Annotated in this window: 15 protein-coding genes and 1 other annotated feature; of the genes, 13 read left to right on the top strand and 2 right to left on the bottom strand. The window is 52.0% G+C overall.

The features are described from left to right. Nucleotides 1-9 precede the first annotated feature (9 nt). Entirely contained in the window at nt 10-1,098 is a 1,089-nt protein-coding gene (locus tag IPL17_RS20820; RefSeq protein ID WP_345309006.1) for an FIST N-terminal domain-containing protein, read from the top strand. Nucleotides 1,099-1,239: 141 nt separating this feature from the next. Here the strand turns inward: IPL17_RS20820 and IPL17_RS20825 are convergent, their stop codons facing one another. Together IPL17_RS20825 and IPL17_RS20830 are read right to left on the bottom strand one after the other, a co-directional pair. Then, nucleotides 1,240-2,613, bottom strand: coding sequence for a TrpB-like pyridoxal phosphate-dependent enzyme (locus tag IPL17_RS20825; RefSeq protein ID WP_345309007.1), 1,374 nt, complete (start codon nt 2,611-2,613; stop codon nt 1,240-1,242). Between the two features lie 19 nt (nt 2,614-2,632). Beyond that, a complete protein-coding gene (locus tag IPL17_RS20830) occupies nt 2,633-2,785 on the bottom strand; it encodes a hypothetical protein (protein ID WP_345309008.1) in 153 nt (50 codons plus the stop codon). Nucleotides 2,786-2,857: 72 nt separating this feature from the next. After that, nucleotides 2,858-3,165, bottom strand: a binding site (T-box leader). A gap of 79 nt (nt 3,166-3,244) precedes the next feature. Between IPL17_RS20830 and IPL17_RS20835 the strand changes: the two genes are divergently transcribed. The 12 genes from IPL17_RS20835 (at nt 3,245) to IPL17_RS20890 (ending at nt 14,376) form a co-directional block, all read left to right on the top strand. Continuing rightward, nucleotides 3,245-3,967: a hypothetical protein gene (locus IPL17_RS20835; protein WP_345309009.1), complete on the top strand. Its 723-nt coding sequence runs from the start codon at nt 3,245-3,247 to the stop codon at nt 3,965-3,967. Nucleotides 3,968-4,109: 142 nt separating this feature from the next. Further along, nucleotides 4,110-4,529 carry a Fur family transcriptional regulator gene (locus IPL17_RS20840; RefSeq protein ID WP_345309010.1) on the top strand — a complete coding sequence of 140 codons (420 nt, stop codon included), beginning with the start codon at nt 4,110-4,112 and terminating at the stop codon, nt 4,527-4,529. Between the two features lie 145 nt (nt 4,530-4,674). After that, the gene (locus IPL17_RS20845; protein ID WP_345309011.1) at nt 4,675-5,619 is read left to right on the top strand and encodes an energy-coupling factor ABC transporter permease; all 945 of its coding nucleotides are present in this window, start codon (nt 4,675-4,677) and stop codon (nt 5,617-5,619) included. Nucleotides 5,620-5,638: 19 nt separating this feature from the next. After that, complete coding sequence (gene cbiQ, locus IPL17_RS20850; RefSeq protein ID WP_345309012.1) at nt 5,639-6,430, top strand: cobalt ECF transporter T component CbiQ; 792 nt, start codon at nt 5,639-5,641, stop codon at nt 6,428-6,430. Then, nucleotides 6,430-7,185, top strand: coding sequence for an ABC transporter ATP-binding protein (locus IPL17_RS20855; RefSeq protein WP_345309013.1), 756 nt, complete (start codon nt 6,430-6,432; stop codon nt 7,183-7,185). The genes cbiQ and IPL17_RS20855 overlap by 1 nt, the downstream gene beginning before the upstream one ends. 441 nt (nt 7,186-7,626) lie before the next feature. Beyond that, the gene (locus IPL17_RS20860) at nt 7,627-8,082 is read left to right on the top strand and encodes a hypothetical protein (RefSeq protein ID WP_345309014.1); all 456 of its coding nucleotides are present in this window, start codon (nt 7,627-7,629) and stop codon (nt 8,080-8,082) included. A 17-nt stretch (nt 8,083-8,099) separates the two neighbouring features. Continuing rightward, complete coding sequence (locus IPL17_RS20865) at nt 8,100-9,614, top strand: hypothetical protein (protein ID WP_345309015.1); 1,515 nt, start codon at nt 8,100-8,102, stop codon at nt 9,612-9,614. 431 nt (nt 9,615-10,045) lie between these two features. Continuing rightward, complete coding sequence (locus IPL17_RS20870) at nt 10,046-10,756, top strand: hypothetical protein (RefSeq protein ID WP_345309016.1); 711 nt, start codon at nt 10,046-10,048, stop codon at nt 10,754-10,756. After that, nucleotides 10,729-11,619 (top strand): hypothetical protein, encoded by an 891-nt coding sequence (locus IPL17_RS20875; protein WP_345309017.1) that lies wholly within the window; start codon nt 10,729-10,731, stop codon nt 11,617-11,619. The genes IPL17_RS20870 and IPL17_RS20875 overlap by 28 nt, the downstream gene beginning before the upstream one ends. Before the next feature lie 386 nt (nt 11,620-12,005). Further along, nucleotides 12,006-13,019 carry a choice-of-anchor Q domain-containing protein gene (locus IPL17_RS20880; RefSeq protein WP_345309022.1) on the top strand — a complete coding sequence of 338 codons (1,014 nt, stop codon included), beginning with the start codon at nt 12,006-12,008 and terminating at the stop codon, nt 13,017-13,019. 648 nt (nt 13,020-13,667) lie between these two features. Next, entirely contained in the window at nt 13,668-13,844 is a 177-nt protein-coding gene (locus IPL17_RS20885) for a hypothetical protein (protein ID WP_345309018.1), read from the top strand. Then, nucleotides 13,828-14,376 carry a hypothetical protein gene (locus tag IPL17_RS20890; RefSeq protein WP_345309019.1) on the top strand — a complete coding sequence of 183 codons (549 nt, stop codon included), beginning with the start codon at nt 13,828-13,830 and terminating at the stop codon, nt 14,374-14,376. The genes IPL17_RS20885 and IPL17_RS20890 overlap by 17 nt, the downstream gene beginning before the upstream one ends. The last annotated feature ends 152 nt before the right edge of the window (nt 14,377-14,528 follow it).

Here is a 14,528-nt window from a genome sequence, read left to right on the forward strand (position 1 = left end):
TGAGTTGATATGACAATGGTTTCATCTGTGGGTGTCGCTCAAGCGCTTGATGGTCGTGAGGCTGGTTTACAGGCCGCGCATCAGGCCTTAAATCGTCTGGGCGCAAATACACCAGCCTTTGCTGTTGTGATCTCTTCCCATCAATATCAGGCCCGTGAAGTATTGAATGGCGTAAGCAGTTTGTTGGTCGAAGTTCCCATGATCGGATTTAGTTCACCTTCCGGGTTGACCGGTAAAGGGGAGCATCCACATTCCGTGATCGTTGCGCTCCTGTCCGGCGATTTTCACGCGGAAACATTGTGGCTTCCGGGCTATGCCCAGTCAGGTCGTGAAACTGCCGCAAAGATCGAAAAACACGCTGCGGAGCGCGGGGAACGTCAATCCATTCTATTCTTTGCGGATGGATTTAACGGTGATGCCGAACAATTCTGCGGCGCGATATCCCCGGGGGGAAATGTCTTTGGCGGGCTATCCAGCGGCGATCTGCACACTGGCAATACATACCAAATGGCCGGCAATCAAAGCGGCGCCGGCGGATTGGCGGCAGCGTTCTTGCGCGGGAATCTAAAGATAGCCATCGGCGCAGACCATGGCTGGGACGCGGTTGGCAGGCAGTTCCGTGTCACGCGGTCTCGTGGATTCTGGCTGCGTACATTGGATGGCCGCCCTGCTTCTGAAACGTATGCGGGCCTCTTTGGTTATCCCGCACGGGATTGGGCATTCCCTCCATTAAGCTACATGACACGTTTATATCCGCTTGGCGTTGAACAGGGCGAAGACCTGCTCGTGCGTTCGCCCATTCGAGTGGAAGCAGATGGTAGTTTCCGCATGAACTCCGCCATCCGTGAAGGGATCGATGCTTATTTAATGGTAGGCAGCCGCAGTGCCTGTGAGCGTGCCGCCAGACAAGCCACGCAGCAGGCGCTATTGCAGCTTGGCGACGCGAAGCCCGCCTTTGCCCTTGTGCTGGTTGACGTGGCCTGGCAAATGCTGTTGAAAGCCCAGCCTGGGCGTGGAGATCGAAGCTGTCCAGGAGATCTTGGGAACGAACATTCCAATTGCGGGTGGGTATACGCTGGGTCAGGTGATACCCGTTGAATCGCAGTCATTGAAATTTCTCAACCAGCATATCGTTGTCATTGTATTTGGTGAACAGAATTCCGCTTAACTGTGACCCCATTAAACTTACGGAGGACGGCTCAACTTGAACCGTCCTCCGTTTTTTTAGACTGAATGGAATTATGCCGGCAGATTCACCTGCGGAAGTTTACTCATCGATTCTTTCACCGCCTCGGCAGGATACTCGTAATCTTCAAGCTTTCCGCTGAGGTAGGATTCATACGCCGCCATATCAAAATTGCCATGACCTGACAGGTTGAACAGGATCACGCGCTTCTCGCCTTTGGCTTTTGCATCCAATGCTTCATCGATCGCCACACGCACCGCATGTGCAGATTCGGGCGCAGGGACGATTCCTTCCGCTTTCGCGAATTGGATCGCAGCTTCAAAAGTTTCTTTTTGTTTGACTGCCACCGCGTCTATGAAACCCGCATCATGAAGTGCGCTGATGCTGGGAGCCATGCCGTGATAGCGCAATCCGCCTGCGTGGATGCCGGGCGGCATGAAGTCGTGACCGAGAGTATGCATTTTGACGATGGGAGCCATCTTCGCGGTGTCACCATAATCAAAGGTGTACACGCCTTTTGTCAGTGTGGGAGTCGCAGTCGGCTCCACGCCTACCAGACGGGTGCGCCTGCCATTCTTGAGATTCTCTCTCAGGAACGGGTATGCAATTCCCGCGAAGTTCGATCCGCCGCCCACGCAGCCAATGACCACATCCGGATATTCATCGGCCATATCCATTTGTTTCAAGGCTTCTTCACCGATCACAGTCTGATGCAGCAGCACATGATTTAACACCGAGCCTAATCCATATTTCTTTGTACCGTTGGATGTGGCTGCGGCTTCGACGGCTTCTGAAATGGCGATGCCAAGCGAACCAAGATTGTTCGGGTTTTCAGCCAAGACAGAGCGTCCATAATTTGTCAGTTCTGTCGGGCTGGCATAGACGCGCGCGCCGTAGGTTTCCATCAAATTGCGGCGGTATGGTTTCTGCTGATACGAGATCTTCACCATGTACACTTCAAGGTCAATATCAAAAACATTGCATGCGAATGCCAGCGATGAGCCCCACTGACCTGCGCCGGTTTCCGTGGTCATGGCCTTTGTGCCGGCGATCTTGTTGTAAAAAGCCTGCGGGATGGCCGTGTTGGGCTTGTGGCTTCCTGAAGGCGATACGCCTTCATATTTGTAGTAGATATGCGCGGTTGTGCCGAGCGCCTTTTCCAATCTGCGCGCGCGCAGGAGCGGGGTGGGACGGAAGAGTTTATAGATCTCGCGCACTTCCTCTGGGATCTCGATATAGCGTTCAGTACTGATCTCCTGCATGATCAGGTCCATCGGGAAGAGCACAGACAAAAAGTCGGGCGTGACTGGCTCCAGCGTGCCGGGATGCAGCACAGGGGTCTGCGGAACCGGGCTGTCCGCATAGATGTTGTACCAGAATTTCGGCAGGTCGGTTTCGTTCAATTGAAAGCGGGTCTGTTCGTTCATGGGTTCCTCCAAAAAATATTTATGGCACAAAGCGCGGCGCGGAGTTGAATTCAGCGTCATTGCTTTGATCATCGATCACTTGCGCGGCAGGCAGGGAATTATCGCTCGGGGTTTCAACGGCGCGTTCCTGCAAATTGATTTCCTGCGGTTCAGTTTGAGGCGTGAGGTTCATCTTTTCTCCTTTGTTTACTCCTCTCCCATTGGGAGGGCGGGTGAGGGGATAAAAAAATACAGCGTTCATCCCAAAAGGGACGAACGCTGTATGATTCGCATCCGTGGTACCACCCAACTTAGGCTGACAAGCGGTTATTTACAAAAATTCCCGTGTTGATGCAACGGGAAGCCAGCCTCACTCTATCAAGCACGACCAAAAGGTTTATGCTCTAGCTCTATAACGGGAGCATCCCGTCGAAACATACTCAGGTGTTTGCCTTTTCATTTCCGCAGCTCGAAGGGCCATTCAGTTTTGTCGTTTCGGGCAGGTCTCTCACCGCATATCGCCTGCTCTCTGAACCGTCGCGCAAACTTACTTTTCCTCGTCACAGCCTTGATATTTTTGCTGATTATATGCAGAACAAATAAAATGTCAATGAATAAAAAAGAGTACAATCAAATCAAGAAAGGAGCATAAATGAAACGTAGATTATTTTTGCCTGTTCTGATCATGGTGGCGCTTGCGGGTTGTTCCATTCCTGTGGATGTGCCTCCGTCTCCCACCGCGCTGCCGACTGATACCCCCCAACCGACAGGAATTGTCGCCCCGACATTTACTCCCATCTCGCTGCTGACACAGGTTGCCACACCGACATCAGCTCCAAATGCGGTTGGGACACAAGCTCCGACGCCGGGCGCAGGGACTCCATTTTGCGATGATCCGCGTGCGCGCGAACTGATCGCATCCTTTGGAAAGGCGGTCGCGGACAAGGATGGAAAACTGCTCTCATCACTTGTCTCGCCAAGCGAGGGCATGGATGTGCGTTTTTATCGTGACGGCAATGTGGTCAACTACGATGTGGAGCATGCGCTGTTCGTTTTTGAAACCACGTTCCAGGCCGATTGGGGACTTTCATTTGGAAGTGGACAATCCACATTCGGCTCATTTCAGGAGATCATCCTGCCATCGCTTCAAACTGTATTCACACCAACTGCTGTGCTTGAATGTAATCAACTCAAATTAGGCGGCGCGAGCTATGTCCCCGCCTGGCCATATAAAGAATTCAATTATTATTCCGTGCATTTCCCCGGCACCGACGCGTATGGCGGACTTGACTGGCAGACCTGGGCTGTAGGCATGGATATGAGTAGTGGTAAACCAATGCTCGCTGCGTTCGTGCATTACGTGTGGGAGCCGTAGAGTAAAAATATTTAGCCTTGGTTTGATACTTCTTTCCTCGTTCTTCTTATTTACAAAGAAGAACGAGGATTTTTTATTTCAAGGTAAGAATTAATCAGTTGTGTTGTTCTATTATTGTAAGAAGTTGCAATAAGGAGTTTTGATGACCTGTACCACTAATTTTGCCCCTCGCCTGCGTGCTCAAGGACTGCGCATGACACCTCAACGAAATGCGATCCTGCATGTGCTCCATCATTCCGGCGGACACCTTTCGCCGACACAAGTCTATGAGCAGGCGCGCAAGGAATTTCCGGGCCTTACCGAGCCGACGGTCTACCGCACGCTTGAAGATCTCGCTGAAAAAAAGCTGCTGCTGGCTGCCCATGTAGGCAATGGAAAGATCGTTTACGAGTTGGCGGAGAATCAACATCACCATTTGATCTGCCATCAATGCGGCAAGACTGTTGAAGTGGAACACGCTCCACTGGAACTTTTATATCGTCAGCTTGAGACATCCACTGGTTACAAGTTGGATTCCAGCCATGTCACTTTCTTTGGTTTGTGTCCGGATTGTCAATCATAAAAAATGGGGTGGGGGGGGGGGGCGCGCGGGGGGGGGAAAACCCCCGGGGGGGGGGGGGGGGGGGGGGGGGGGGGGGGGGGGGGGGGGGGGGGGGGCGGTCCATACAAAGCGCCTCGCAGCGACATGAATTAACAAGGAGAACAATATGTTGTATTCCCCCGTTCCCATGCACATCCCGGATAATTTTCTGAGCATCGCCGTTTCCCTGATCTGCTGGGCGATCACGGCTGTGACTCTTGGGATCGCCATCTCGCGTACGAATAAATCACTTGGCGAAAAACAAGTCCCTTTGATGGGCGTCATGGCCGCGTTCATCTTTGCGGCGCAGATGATCAACTTCCCGGTCCTCGGCGGTACTTCGGGACATTTGCTCGGCGGCGTGCTGGCAGCCATTACGCTCGGCCCGTGGGCCGGCATGTTGGTGATGACCGCTGTCATCGCGGTGCAGGGACTGCTCTTTCAAGACGGCGGGTTGATCGTGATGGGCGCGAACATCCTTAATATGGGCATCCTGACCTGCGCGGTTGGCTATGGTTTGTATCGTTCTGTCCTTGGAAGTAATCGCACAGTAAAACTTGCAGTGATCGGCGTGGCGGCCTGGCTGTCTGTGATGACCGGCGCGCTATCCACTGCGCTGCAAATTTGGTTAAGTGGAAACGCTGAAGTGCAGATCATTGTCCCCGCGATGTTGTTCGTCCATGCGTTTATCGGGCTTGGCGAGGCATTGATCACCGTCGCGGCGATCGTTTTCATCTTGCGGTCCCGCCCCGATCTTTTGGGCGAGGGATCAGAATCTGCTCAAGGCAGTAAAGGCTGGATATTGACCGGTGTCTTGATCACGCTGGCAGTTGTCCTGCTTTCACCATTTGCATCTGCCAGCCCTGATGGACTTGAACGTGTTGCAGAGGATCTCGGTTTTATCAACATCGCCCAATCGGCGCCGTACGAAGTCATTCCCGATTACACGATCCCATTTCTGGGAGCAACACCCATCTCAACGATTGTTGCTGGAGCGATCGGTGTCATCGTAGTTCTGGCAATCGCCTTTATCGCTGGCCGTTCACTGCAAACCAAGAAACCAAATTCCTAATCCCTATTCTCTCATCCCCATGCATTCAGACGCCTTTGACCGTTATCATCACCACGACAGCACACTCCATCGCCTTGATCCACGCATAAAAGTGGTGGTGGTGATCGCTTTCATTCTTTCAAACGCCTTGCTGCCCGATGGCGCATGGACTGCTTTTGGGTTGGCCTGGCTTTTCCTGATCCTCGGCAATGCGCTGTCTGATCTTGGACTGGGATATACCTTCCGACGTTCCTTCATTGCATTGCCCTTTGCGTTGGTGGCGGTGACAGTTTTATTTTCTGTTCCTGGAAACTCGATCTTTCAATTTCATTTTATGATGTCTGACTTTACGATCACAGATGCTGGATTGCTGCGCTTTGTCAGCATTGTCATTCGTTCGTGGTTGTCAGTCCAGGCGGCGATATTGCTGGTGGCGGTGACACGCTTCCCTGACCTCATTCACGCTTTTGAACATTTGCGTGTGCCTGCCATTCTCACGACCATTATCGCGTTTTTATATCGCTACCTTTTCGTGCTGACGGATGAAGTGATGCGATTGCTTCGGGCGAGACAATCTCGTTCGGCGGCCGCGGCAGGTCAAAGGTCAGGTGGAAGCGTGCTATGGCGGGCGAGAGTGTCTGGTAACATGGCAGGTCAACTCTTCCTGCGCAGCTATGAGCGCAGCGATCGAATCTATAATGCGATGCTGGCGCGCGGCTATGCCGGTCAACTGCGGACATTGAATGCGCATGAACTTCACCGCCGTGATTGGGTGTATGGGGCGGCCGCTTTTCTATTTATTCTTGCTATGCAATTCGTGGGACGGTTCTAATGCCAATTACGCATGCTTCTGAAAAAATTTCATATCCCGAATGTGAAGGCGATGCGCTGCAAGTGCGCGACCTGCACTTCTCTTATCCCGATGGACATTCTGCATTACATGGTGTTTCATTCAAATTGTGCGACGGCGATAAGGTTGCGCTGGTGGGACCGAACGGCGCGGGCAAGTCGACGTTGATGCTGCACCTGAATGGGATCCTCGAAGGGAAGGGCGAGATCGAATTGAGCGGTCTGCGCCTCAGCCGTGACAATTTGCCTGTCATCCGTTCCATGGTGGGACTCGTGTTCCAGAATCCCGATGACCAACTCTTCTCGCCGACCGTGTTCGAGGATGTGGCTTTTGGCCCGCTGCATATGGGGCTGCCCGAAGCGGAAGTCCGCACGCGCGTGGACTCTGCGCTCGAAGCGGTGCGCATGACTTCCTACAAAGACCGTCTGTCACATCACTTAAGTGTTGGCGAGAAAAAACGGATCGCCATTGCGACAGTGTTGTCGATGAATCCAAGTGTTTTGATCCTGGATGAACCGTCCGCTGGACTCGATCCGCGGGCGCGCAGAACATTAATTAATTTACTGCGCGAACTGCCGATCACGATGCTGGTCTCCACGCATGACATGCGGCTGGTGCAGGAATTATTTCCGCGCACGATCGTGATGGACGATGGCCGGGTCGTGGCGGATGGGTTGACGATGGATATCTTGGAGAATGAAGAGTTGCTGACGGCGCATGGGTTGGAGAGGCCTTGAGGTTGTGATAACGAAATATTTCAGCAGTGCTGGTTAAACGAAACCCTGCCATTCCTTTAAGATGCACAGACCGGGTGACAAGTATCAATTGTGTTGTGCGGTCTTTTGGCGGTACTGAAAATGTCGACTCAAAAAGTTGTGCCTAAATTCGCGTGCTTTGGAGGGTTGGTGTGATTCGTAATTCCACATTCAAAACTTTACAAGCTTTAAGAAACATGGTTATGCTGTTGGGTTGCATGGCCATGTGATTCGTTTTGTGGATGGATAAAAAGGTTTACTCCCCGATCCTAACCTTGAATATGTCTATTATAAAAAATGATATCTTCTGCTTTATTCATTTTAGGACCAATGAAGTCTCGAGTATCACGTAACCAAAACTTAGACTAGTGTTACAACATTTTGAATTCAATTCTCTGCTTAATTATCTAAAGGAGGCACATAATGAAGCGCTTTATTCTCTTCGTTGCTCTCGGAGTATTCGTGTTAGTTATTGGGGTGGCGATGGCTCCACGTCCGCAAGGTGCCGTCCCTGACTCGATTTTCGCCAGCCCCGTTCATGCTGGCTGTTATATTGCAGCACCGTCGGATTGCCGAATGCACGTTGAACCGTTCACTATCGATATGACGTCTGGTTCGAGGATAGAAATTATCCGGTTGATTGCAATTCGCATGGGCAATGGTGTTCAGACTACAATCTACGATTTCCGTCCGGATCAATCTAACCCAATACCCTACGGCGGTGCGACAACGTACACGCCATCGTTGGTCTCCCAGGATTTTGCAGCTACCTGTGGCCAGTCATATGAGATCAGCTTGCAGGGCAAAACCAACACGGATGCTAGTATTTTCAACCTGGGGTTGACCGGCGCTTTTACTTGTCCATCCAATGTGCCGTAACCAATCATGAAAGTGTCATGATTGTGAAGCGATATTTCCTTGATCAATCAGGCTCGCTTATCTCGAAAAGCGCCTTGATCCTGATGCTGTTCATCCTAAGCGGGTTGTTGATTGCCCAATTGATGCCCCAGTCTTTGCCCGGTGCGCTGGCGGTATTCGCCTCGCCGATTCAAGCCAGTTGCTATCAGCCGAAGCCTGATAGTTGCCGCATCCACGTGGAACCGTATACCATCAATATCGCTCCCGGCTCCCATTTGGTCCAGTTTCAATTGGTCGCCACCCGGATTGGCATTGGTACCAATACCATAATCTATGACTTCCGCCCGGACCAATCTAACCCAATACCCTATAGCGGCACAACTTACACACCTTCCTTGGTCGCCAGGGATTTTGCCGCCACCTGTGGAAAGACATACACCATCAGTCTACTGGGCCGAGATACCAGCGATCTCAATCTCTTCGCTTTAGGTACGACCGGTCAATTCACGTGTCCGGTAGATACTACTTATCCAACTGTAATCAGAATTACGCGCCTGGGCGCAAATCCAAACAATAGTGCGACTGTGCAGTTCTCAGTGATATTTTCTGAACTTGTGACGGGCGTGGATGTTAGTGACTTTACCATTACAAAGACTGGCGTCTCTGGCGCGTCCATAACCGGCATTAGCGGATCCGGAAGTAGCTACACGGTGACTGTCAAAACTGGTAACGGCAGCGGCACGCTTCGCTTAAATGTGGTGGACAACAATTCCATTGTGGATGCTGTATCCAATCCGCTGGGTGGGGCGGTTGCGGGAGATGGCAGTTTCGTTGGCGGGGAAACCTATTCGATAAACAAAGGCGGCGATACCACCGGGGTCTTCCGTCCGAGCAATGGGCTGTTGTATCTGAAGAATACCAATACGAGCGGCTTTGCGGATGTGGCGATCAATTATGGATTGGGCGGGGATTATCCAATAGCGGGTGACTGGGATGGCAATGGCACCGCCACCATCGGCATCTACCGCAACGGTTCCTTCTATCTGCGCAACTCCAACACACTGGGTTTTGCTGATCTTGTCATTCCATTCGGCACGCCGGGCGATCAACCGGTTGTCGGAGACTGGAACGGAGATGGGGTGGACACCATCGGTGTTTACAGCAACGGACAATTCCTGCTGCGCAACACCAACACGGCCGGACCTGCGGATATGAGCTTCTACCTTGGAAACCCTGGTGATGTGGGCATCGCGGGAGATTGGAACGGCGACGGCTCGGATACCACAGGCGTTTTCCGCCCGAGTAACGGGGTGATCTTCCTGAAGAACCTCAACACCAGTGGCTTTGCGGACATTAATATTAACTACGGCTTATCGGGAGACAAGCCAGTAACGGGTGACTGGAATAGTGATGGGATCGACACGATCGGTGTCTATCGCAATGCTCAATTCCTGCTGAGGAACAGCAACACGATCGGCTTTGCGGATATTGTCTTCGCGTTGGGGAACCCTGGCGACATGCCGATCTCAGGTAATTGGGATGGGATTCCGTAACTTGCTTTGAACAACATGGCTTGAATTTGGTTCTCGGAGATTTGAAGAATCTCCGAGAACTTTTTATATTATGACCGATGGGTTAACGATACATGGGCTTGATGGTTGCCTTGCTGGTGAGAACGTTCAACTTGCCATAGGAGAAATTTCATCAATATTCAAAGTAACAAAAAGAGTCTTTGTGTAAGCAAAGACTCTTTTTGTTACTTGCTTGTTTCAGCGCAAAGCAGAGATAGATATCATGGAAGCCGCAGAGAGTTTTTTCAATCACAATTAACTTACATAGTAAGCATAGGCTATTGAGTAAATATGTCTAATAGCATAAAATATATCCATACTGAGCGTTCCCAATATATCCGAATCTATTTCTCCTGTGAATATTAGGTGGGGGATTTCATTCTGGTATATCCAACCAACAAGGAGAAATACCTATGAAATTCCATTTTCCAAAGTTTTCATTTAATGTTTTGTTCGTCTTTATCCTGTTGGCATCACTGCTCGGTAGCGCCACGCCCGCCCAAGCCGCGCAGCGTGATGCCACCCTGCCCGTCGAGCGCCTGCTCAAGGCAGACGGCAGGCTGGATTTGAGCACAGGCTACAGCGGCGAGCTCGACATCACCAATTTTGATGTCAGCCTCGACCCGGCGCTTGGGCCGACCTTCAAGCCGCTGGCTTCCCCCAATGTGTGGAACGCCCTGGGAAGCGGGTTGAATAACGGTGTCCGTGCCGTTGCCGTCAGTGGCACGGATGTGTACGTGGGCGGGATTTTCACGGATGCGGGCGGGGATGCGAATGCCGATTACATTGCCAAATTCAGCGGCGGAGTATGGTCAGCGCTAGGCGCAACGCCGTTGAATAGCTCTGTCAGTGCCATTGCCGTCAGCGGTGCGGATGTGTACGCGGGCGGGGATTTCACGGATGCAGGCGGGGACGTGAATGCGGATTACATTGCCAAATTCAGCGGCGGAGCATGGTCTGCGCTGGGCGGGACGCCGTTGAATAACACTGTCTATGCCATCGCCGTCAGCGGCGCGGATGTGTACGCGGGCGGGGGGTTCCTCAATGCAGGCGGGGACGCGAATGCGGATTTCATTGCCAAATTCAGTGGCGGAGTATGGTCAGCCTGGGCGCGACGCCGTTGAATAACACTGTCAGTACCATCGCCATCAGCGGGACGGATGTGTACGCGGGCGGTGGCTTCACCGATGCGGGCGGGGATGCGAATGCGGATTACATCGCCAAATTCAGTGGCGGAGTATGGTCAGCTCTGGGCGCGACGCCGTTGAATAACTCGCTCAATGCCATCGCCATCAGCGGTGCGGATGTGTACGCGGGCGGGGATTTCATCAACGCGGGCGGGGATGCGAATGCGGATTTCATCGCCAAATTCAGCGGCGGAGCATGGTCTGCGCTGGGCGGGACGCCGTTGAATAGCTCTGTCTATGCCATCGCCATCAGCGGCGCGGATGTGTACGCGGGCGGAGGGTTCCTCAATGCAGGCGGGGATGCGAATGCGGACAGGATCGCCAAATTCAGCGGCGGGGCATGGTCTGCGCTGGGCGGGATGCCGTTGAATAACTTTGCCTTTGCCATCGCCATCAGCGGCGCGGATGTGTACGCGGGCGGGCGCTTCACGGATGCAGGCGGGGATACGAATGCCGATTACGTCGCCCGCTTTGAAATTCCCAGCGCCACCATCACCGTCAACACCGCCACTGATGAACTCAACAGCGACGGCGACTGCTCCTGCGCGAAGCCATCGAAGCCGCCAACACCAACGCCGCTGTGGATGCCTGCGCAGCGGGTGCAGGTGCCGACACCATCCTCTTTAGCGATGCGCTCGGCACAACCAGCATCTTCCTCAATTCAAACTTGCAATCAATTACCGGCGCAAATGGTCTCACCATTAACGGCGGAGGAGATATCAGCATTAACGGAAACAACCTATATCGTCCGTTCTACGTTTCGCCAAGCACCACCCTCGCCTTGCAGAACATCAACGTAAACGATGGCAATACCGTCGGGTTTGGCGGCGGGCTTGCTATCTATAATGGACAGGTCACGATCACGAACAGCGCCTTCTCCAACAATACAGGAGGGCTAGGTTCTGGTGCGATAGATAACGATGCGGGCACACTAACGATTGATCAAAGTTCCTTCCTCGACAATACAGTAACCACCGGCCATGGAGGCGCCATCTTTAACATAGGTCTCTTGACCATTACAAACAGCACCTTCTCTGGCAATCTGGCCGCGTCTAACGGCGGCGCTATTATAAGCAGCACAGGATCACTCGCCATCATCAAGAACAGTACCTTTTCAAACAACGCGGCAGGTATTACTTCCGATGGTATTGATAATCAAGGGGTATTAATCCTCACAAACACCCTGATGGGAGACAGCCTTAATGGGGATGACTGTGTCAATTCGGGAGGCGGCACAGTCACTGCAAAAAACAATCTAATAGAAGCCGTTGGAGCATTTTCCAACGCGTGCGGGCTGACCAACGGCGTGAATGGGAACATCATCGGCTCTGACCCGCTGCTCGGCCCGCTGGCGAACAACGGCGGACCTACGCAAACGATGGCGTTACTCAGCGGCTCTCCCGCCATTAATGCTGGGGATGATGCCGATTGTGAAGCCACCGACCAGCGCGGCGTGACGCGTCCGCAGGGCAGTCATTGTGACATCGGCGCATACGAAGCCAACGGCGGCGGCGATACGACCGGGGTATTCCGTCCGGGCAACGGGTTGTTATATCTGAAGAATGCCAACACTACAGGCTTTGCGGATGTGGCGATCAATTATGGATTGGGCGGGGATTACCCAATAGCGGGTGATTGGGATGGCAACGGTACAGCCACCATCGGCATCTACCGCAACGGTTCCTTCTATCTGCGCAACTCCAACACTGTTGGGTTCGCAGATCTTGTCATTCCATTTGGCACACCGGGCGATCAACCGCTTGTCGGCGACTGGAATGGAGATGGGGTGGATACCATCGGTGTTTACAGCAATGGGCAATTCCTGCTGCGCAACAGCAACTCGGCGGGAACAGCTGATATGAGCTTCTATCTTGGAAACCCCGGTGATGTGGGCATTGCGGGAGATTGGAACGGCGACGGCCTGGATACGACGGGCGTTTTCCGCCCGAGTAACGGGGTGATCTTCCTGAAAAACCTCAATACCACAGGCTTCGCGGACATTGCAATCAACTATGGATTGGCGGGTGACAAGCCTGTAACGGGTGACTGGAACAATGACGGGATCGACACGATCGGTGTCTATCGCAATGCCCAGTTCCTGCTGCGCAACAGCAACACGATCGGTTTTGCGGAGATTGTGTTTGGATTGGGGAACCCTGGTGACATGCCCATCGCTGGTAATTGGGATGGGATTCCGTAACAGGTGATGATTATATTTCGTAAGGATTGAGATGCATGGCTATGCTATCCACAGCATAGCCATGTTATTTATTAAGTTTGGTTTTGAAGTGAAAGCTTTGCTAATTCAATTTCATTTACAGAGTGGATTGCCGAATATTCATTGTGTGAGACTGGTGCAGGGATTATTTCCGCACACGATTGTGATGTATGTAGGTTAATAAGTCGTGGCCTATGGGTTGGAGAAGTCGTAATAATAAAACTGGAAAAGGTTGTAATGACAGGAGCCACGAGAGAAAATTCGCGGCTCTTTAAAAAAACAAATGACATTTATCCCTTGCTCCTATGTTTTACAGGGTATAGACTTGTCTCAAGTTAATAACTGAATCAATAGCCCAAAAAGGAGCGGTCATGGATACTAAAAAATCAAATTCCCGAATGTTCTCTGTTTTATTCATTATTGCAATGCTTGTCGGCGTTGTCGCTTTTCCCTACTCTGCGCGCGCTGCAGGAATTCTTTATGTAACACCAAGCGGGACAGGCAACTGCACCAGCTGGGCTAATGCGTGTGGATTACAAACCGCACTGACAACTGCAGTCAGCGGTGACGATCTGGGGCCGCGGCTAGAAACGTACAAGCCAACAAACTACAGATCGCACTGTTTCTTTCGTGCTCAAGACAGGTGTGGCGGTTTATGGCGGCTTCGCCGGTACCGAGACGTTACGCACTCAACGCAACTTCTCTGCGAATGTCACAATTTTGAGCGGCGATATTGATAATAATGACAGCCAGACACCGATCAGTACCAACCTCACGACTGTGACTGGTAATGCAACCAATAGCTAGCGTAGTAATTGGCAGCGGGACGAATAATACTGCCATCTTGGATGGCTTCACAATTACGGGCGGGAACGCCAATGCCTTGCCCAAGGAGCGGGGCGGCGGGATGTATAACAACAGCGGTAGCCCCGCGTTGGCAAATGTTATCTTTATCGGTAACAACGCATCCCAAGAAGGCGGCGGGATATATAACTATCATAGCAACCCATTGTTGGCGAATGTGACCTTCAATAGTAACGCAGCTAGTAATAGCGGCGGAGGAATGTACAGTGATGGTAGCAGCCCGCTTTTGATGAATAGTAGTTTCACCACTAATACCGCTGGTATTAGTGGTGGAGCGATGCTCAATAATCTCGGGAGCAACCCAACTCTGACTAATGTTACCCTTAGTGGAAACTCAGCCCCTCACGGTGGTGGGATACATAACAGATATGCGAGTAACCCGACTTTGACACACGTCATGTTTAGCGCCAATATCGCTTTATATGGTGGGCTACAACTATCAAAGCAGCCCTATTTTGACAGACGTGGCTTTTAGCAATAATACAGCTACAAGCATATTTGGCGGCGGGATGTACAACGAGTATGGCAGCAGTCCGAATCTGACAAATGTGACTTTCAGTGGCAACTCAGCTTATAGGGGCGGCGGAATTTATAACCATCAGGATAGCAATCCACAATTAATGAACG

It is taken from the genome of Candidatus Villigracilis saccharophilus (genome assembly GCF_016711665.1).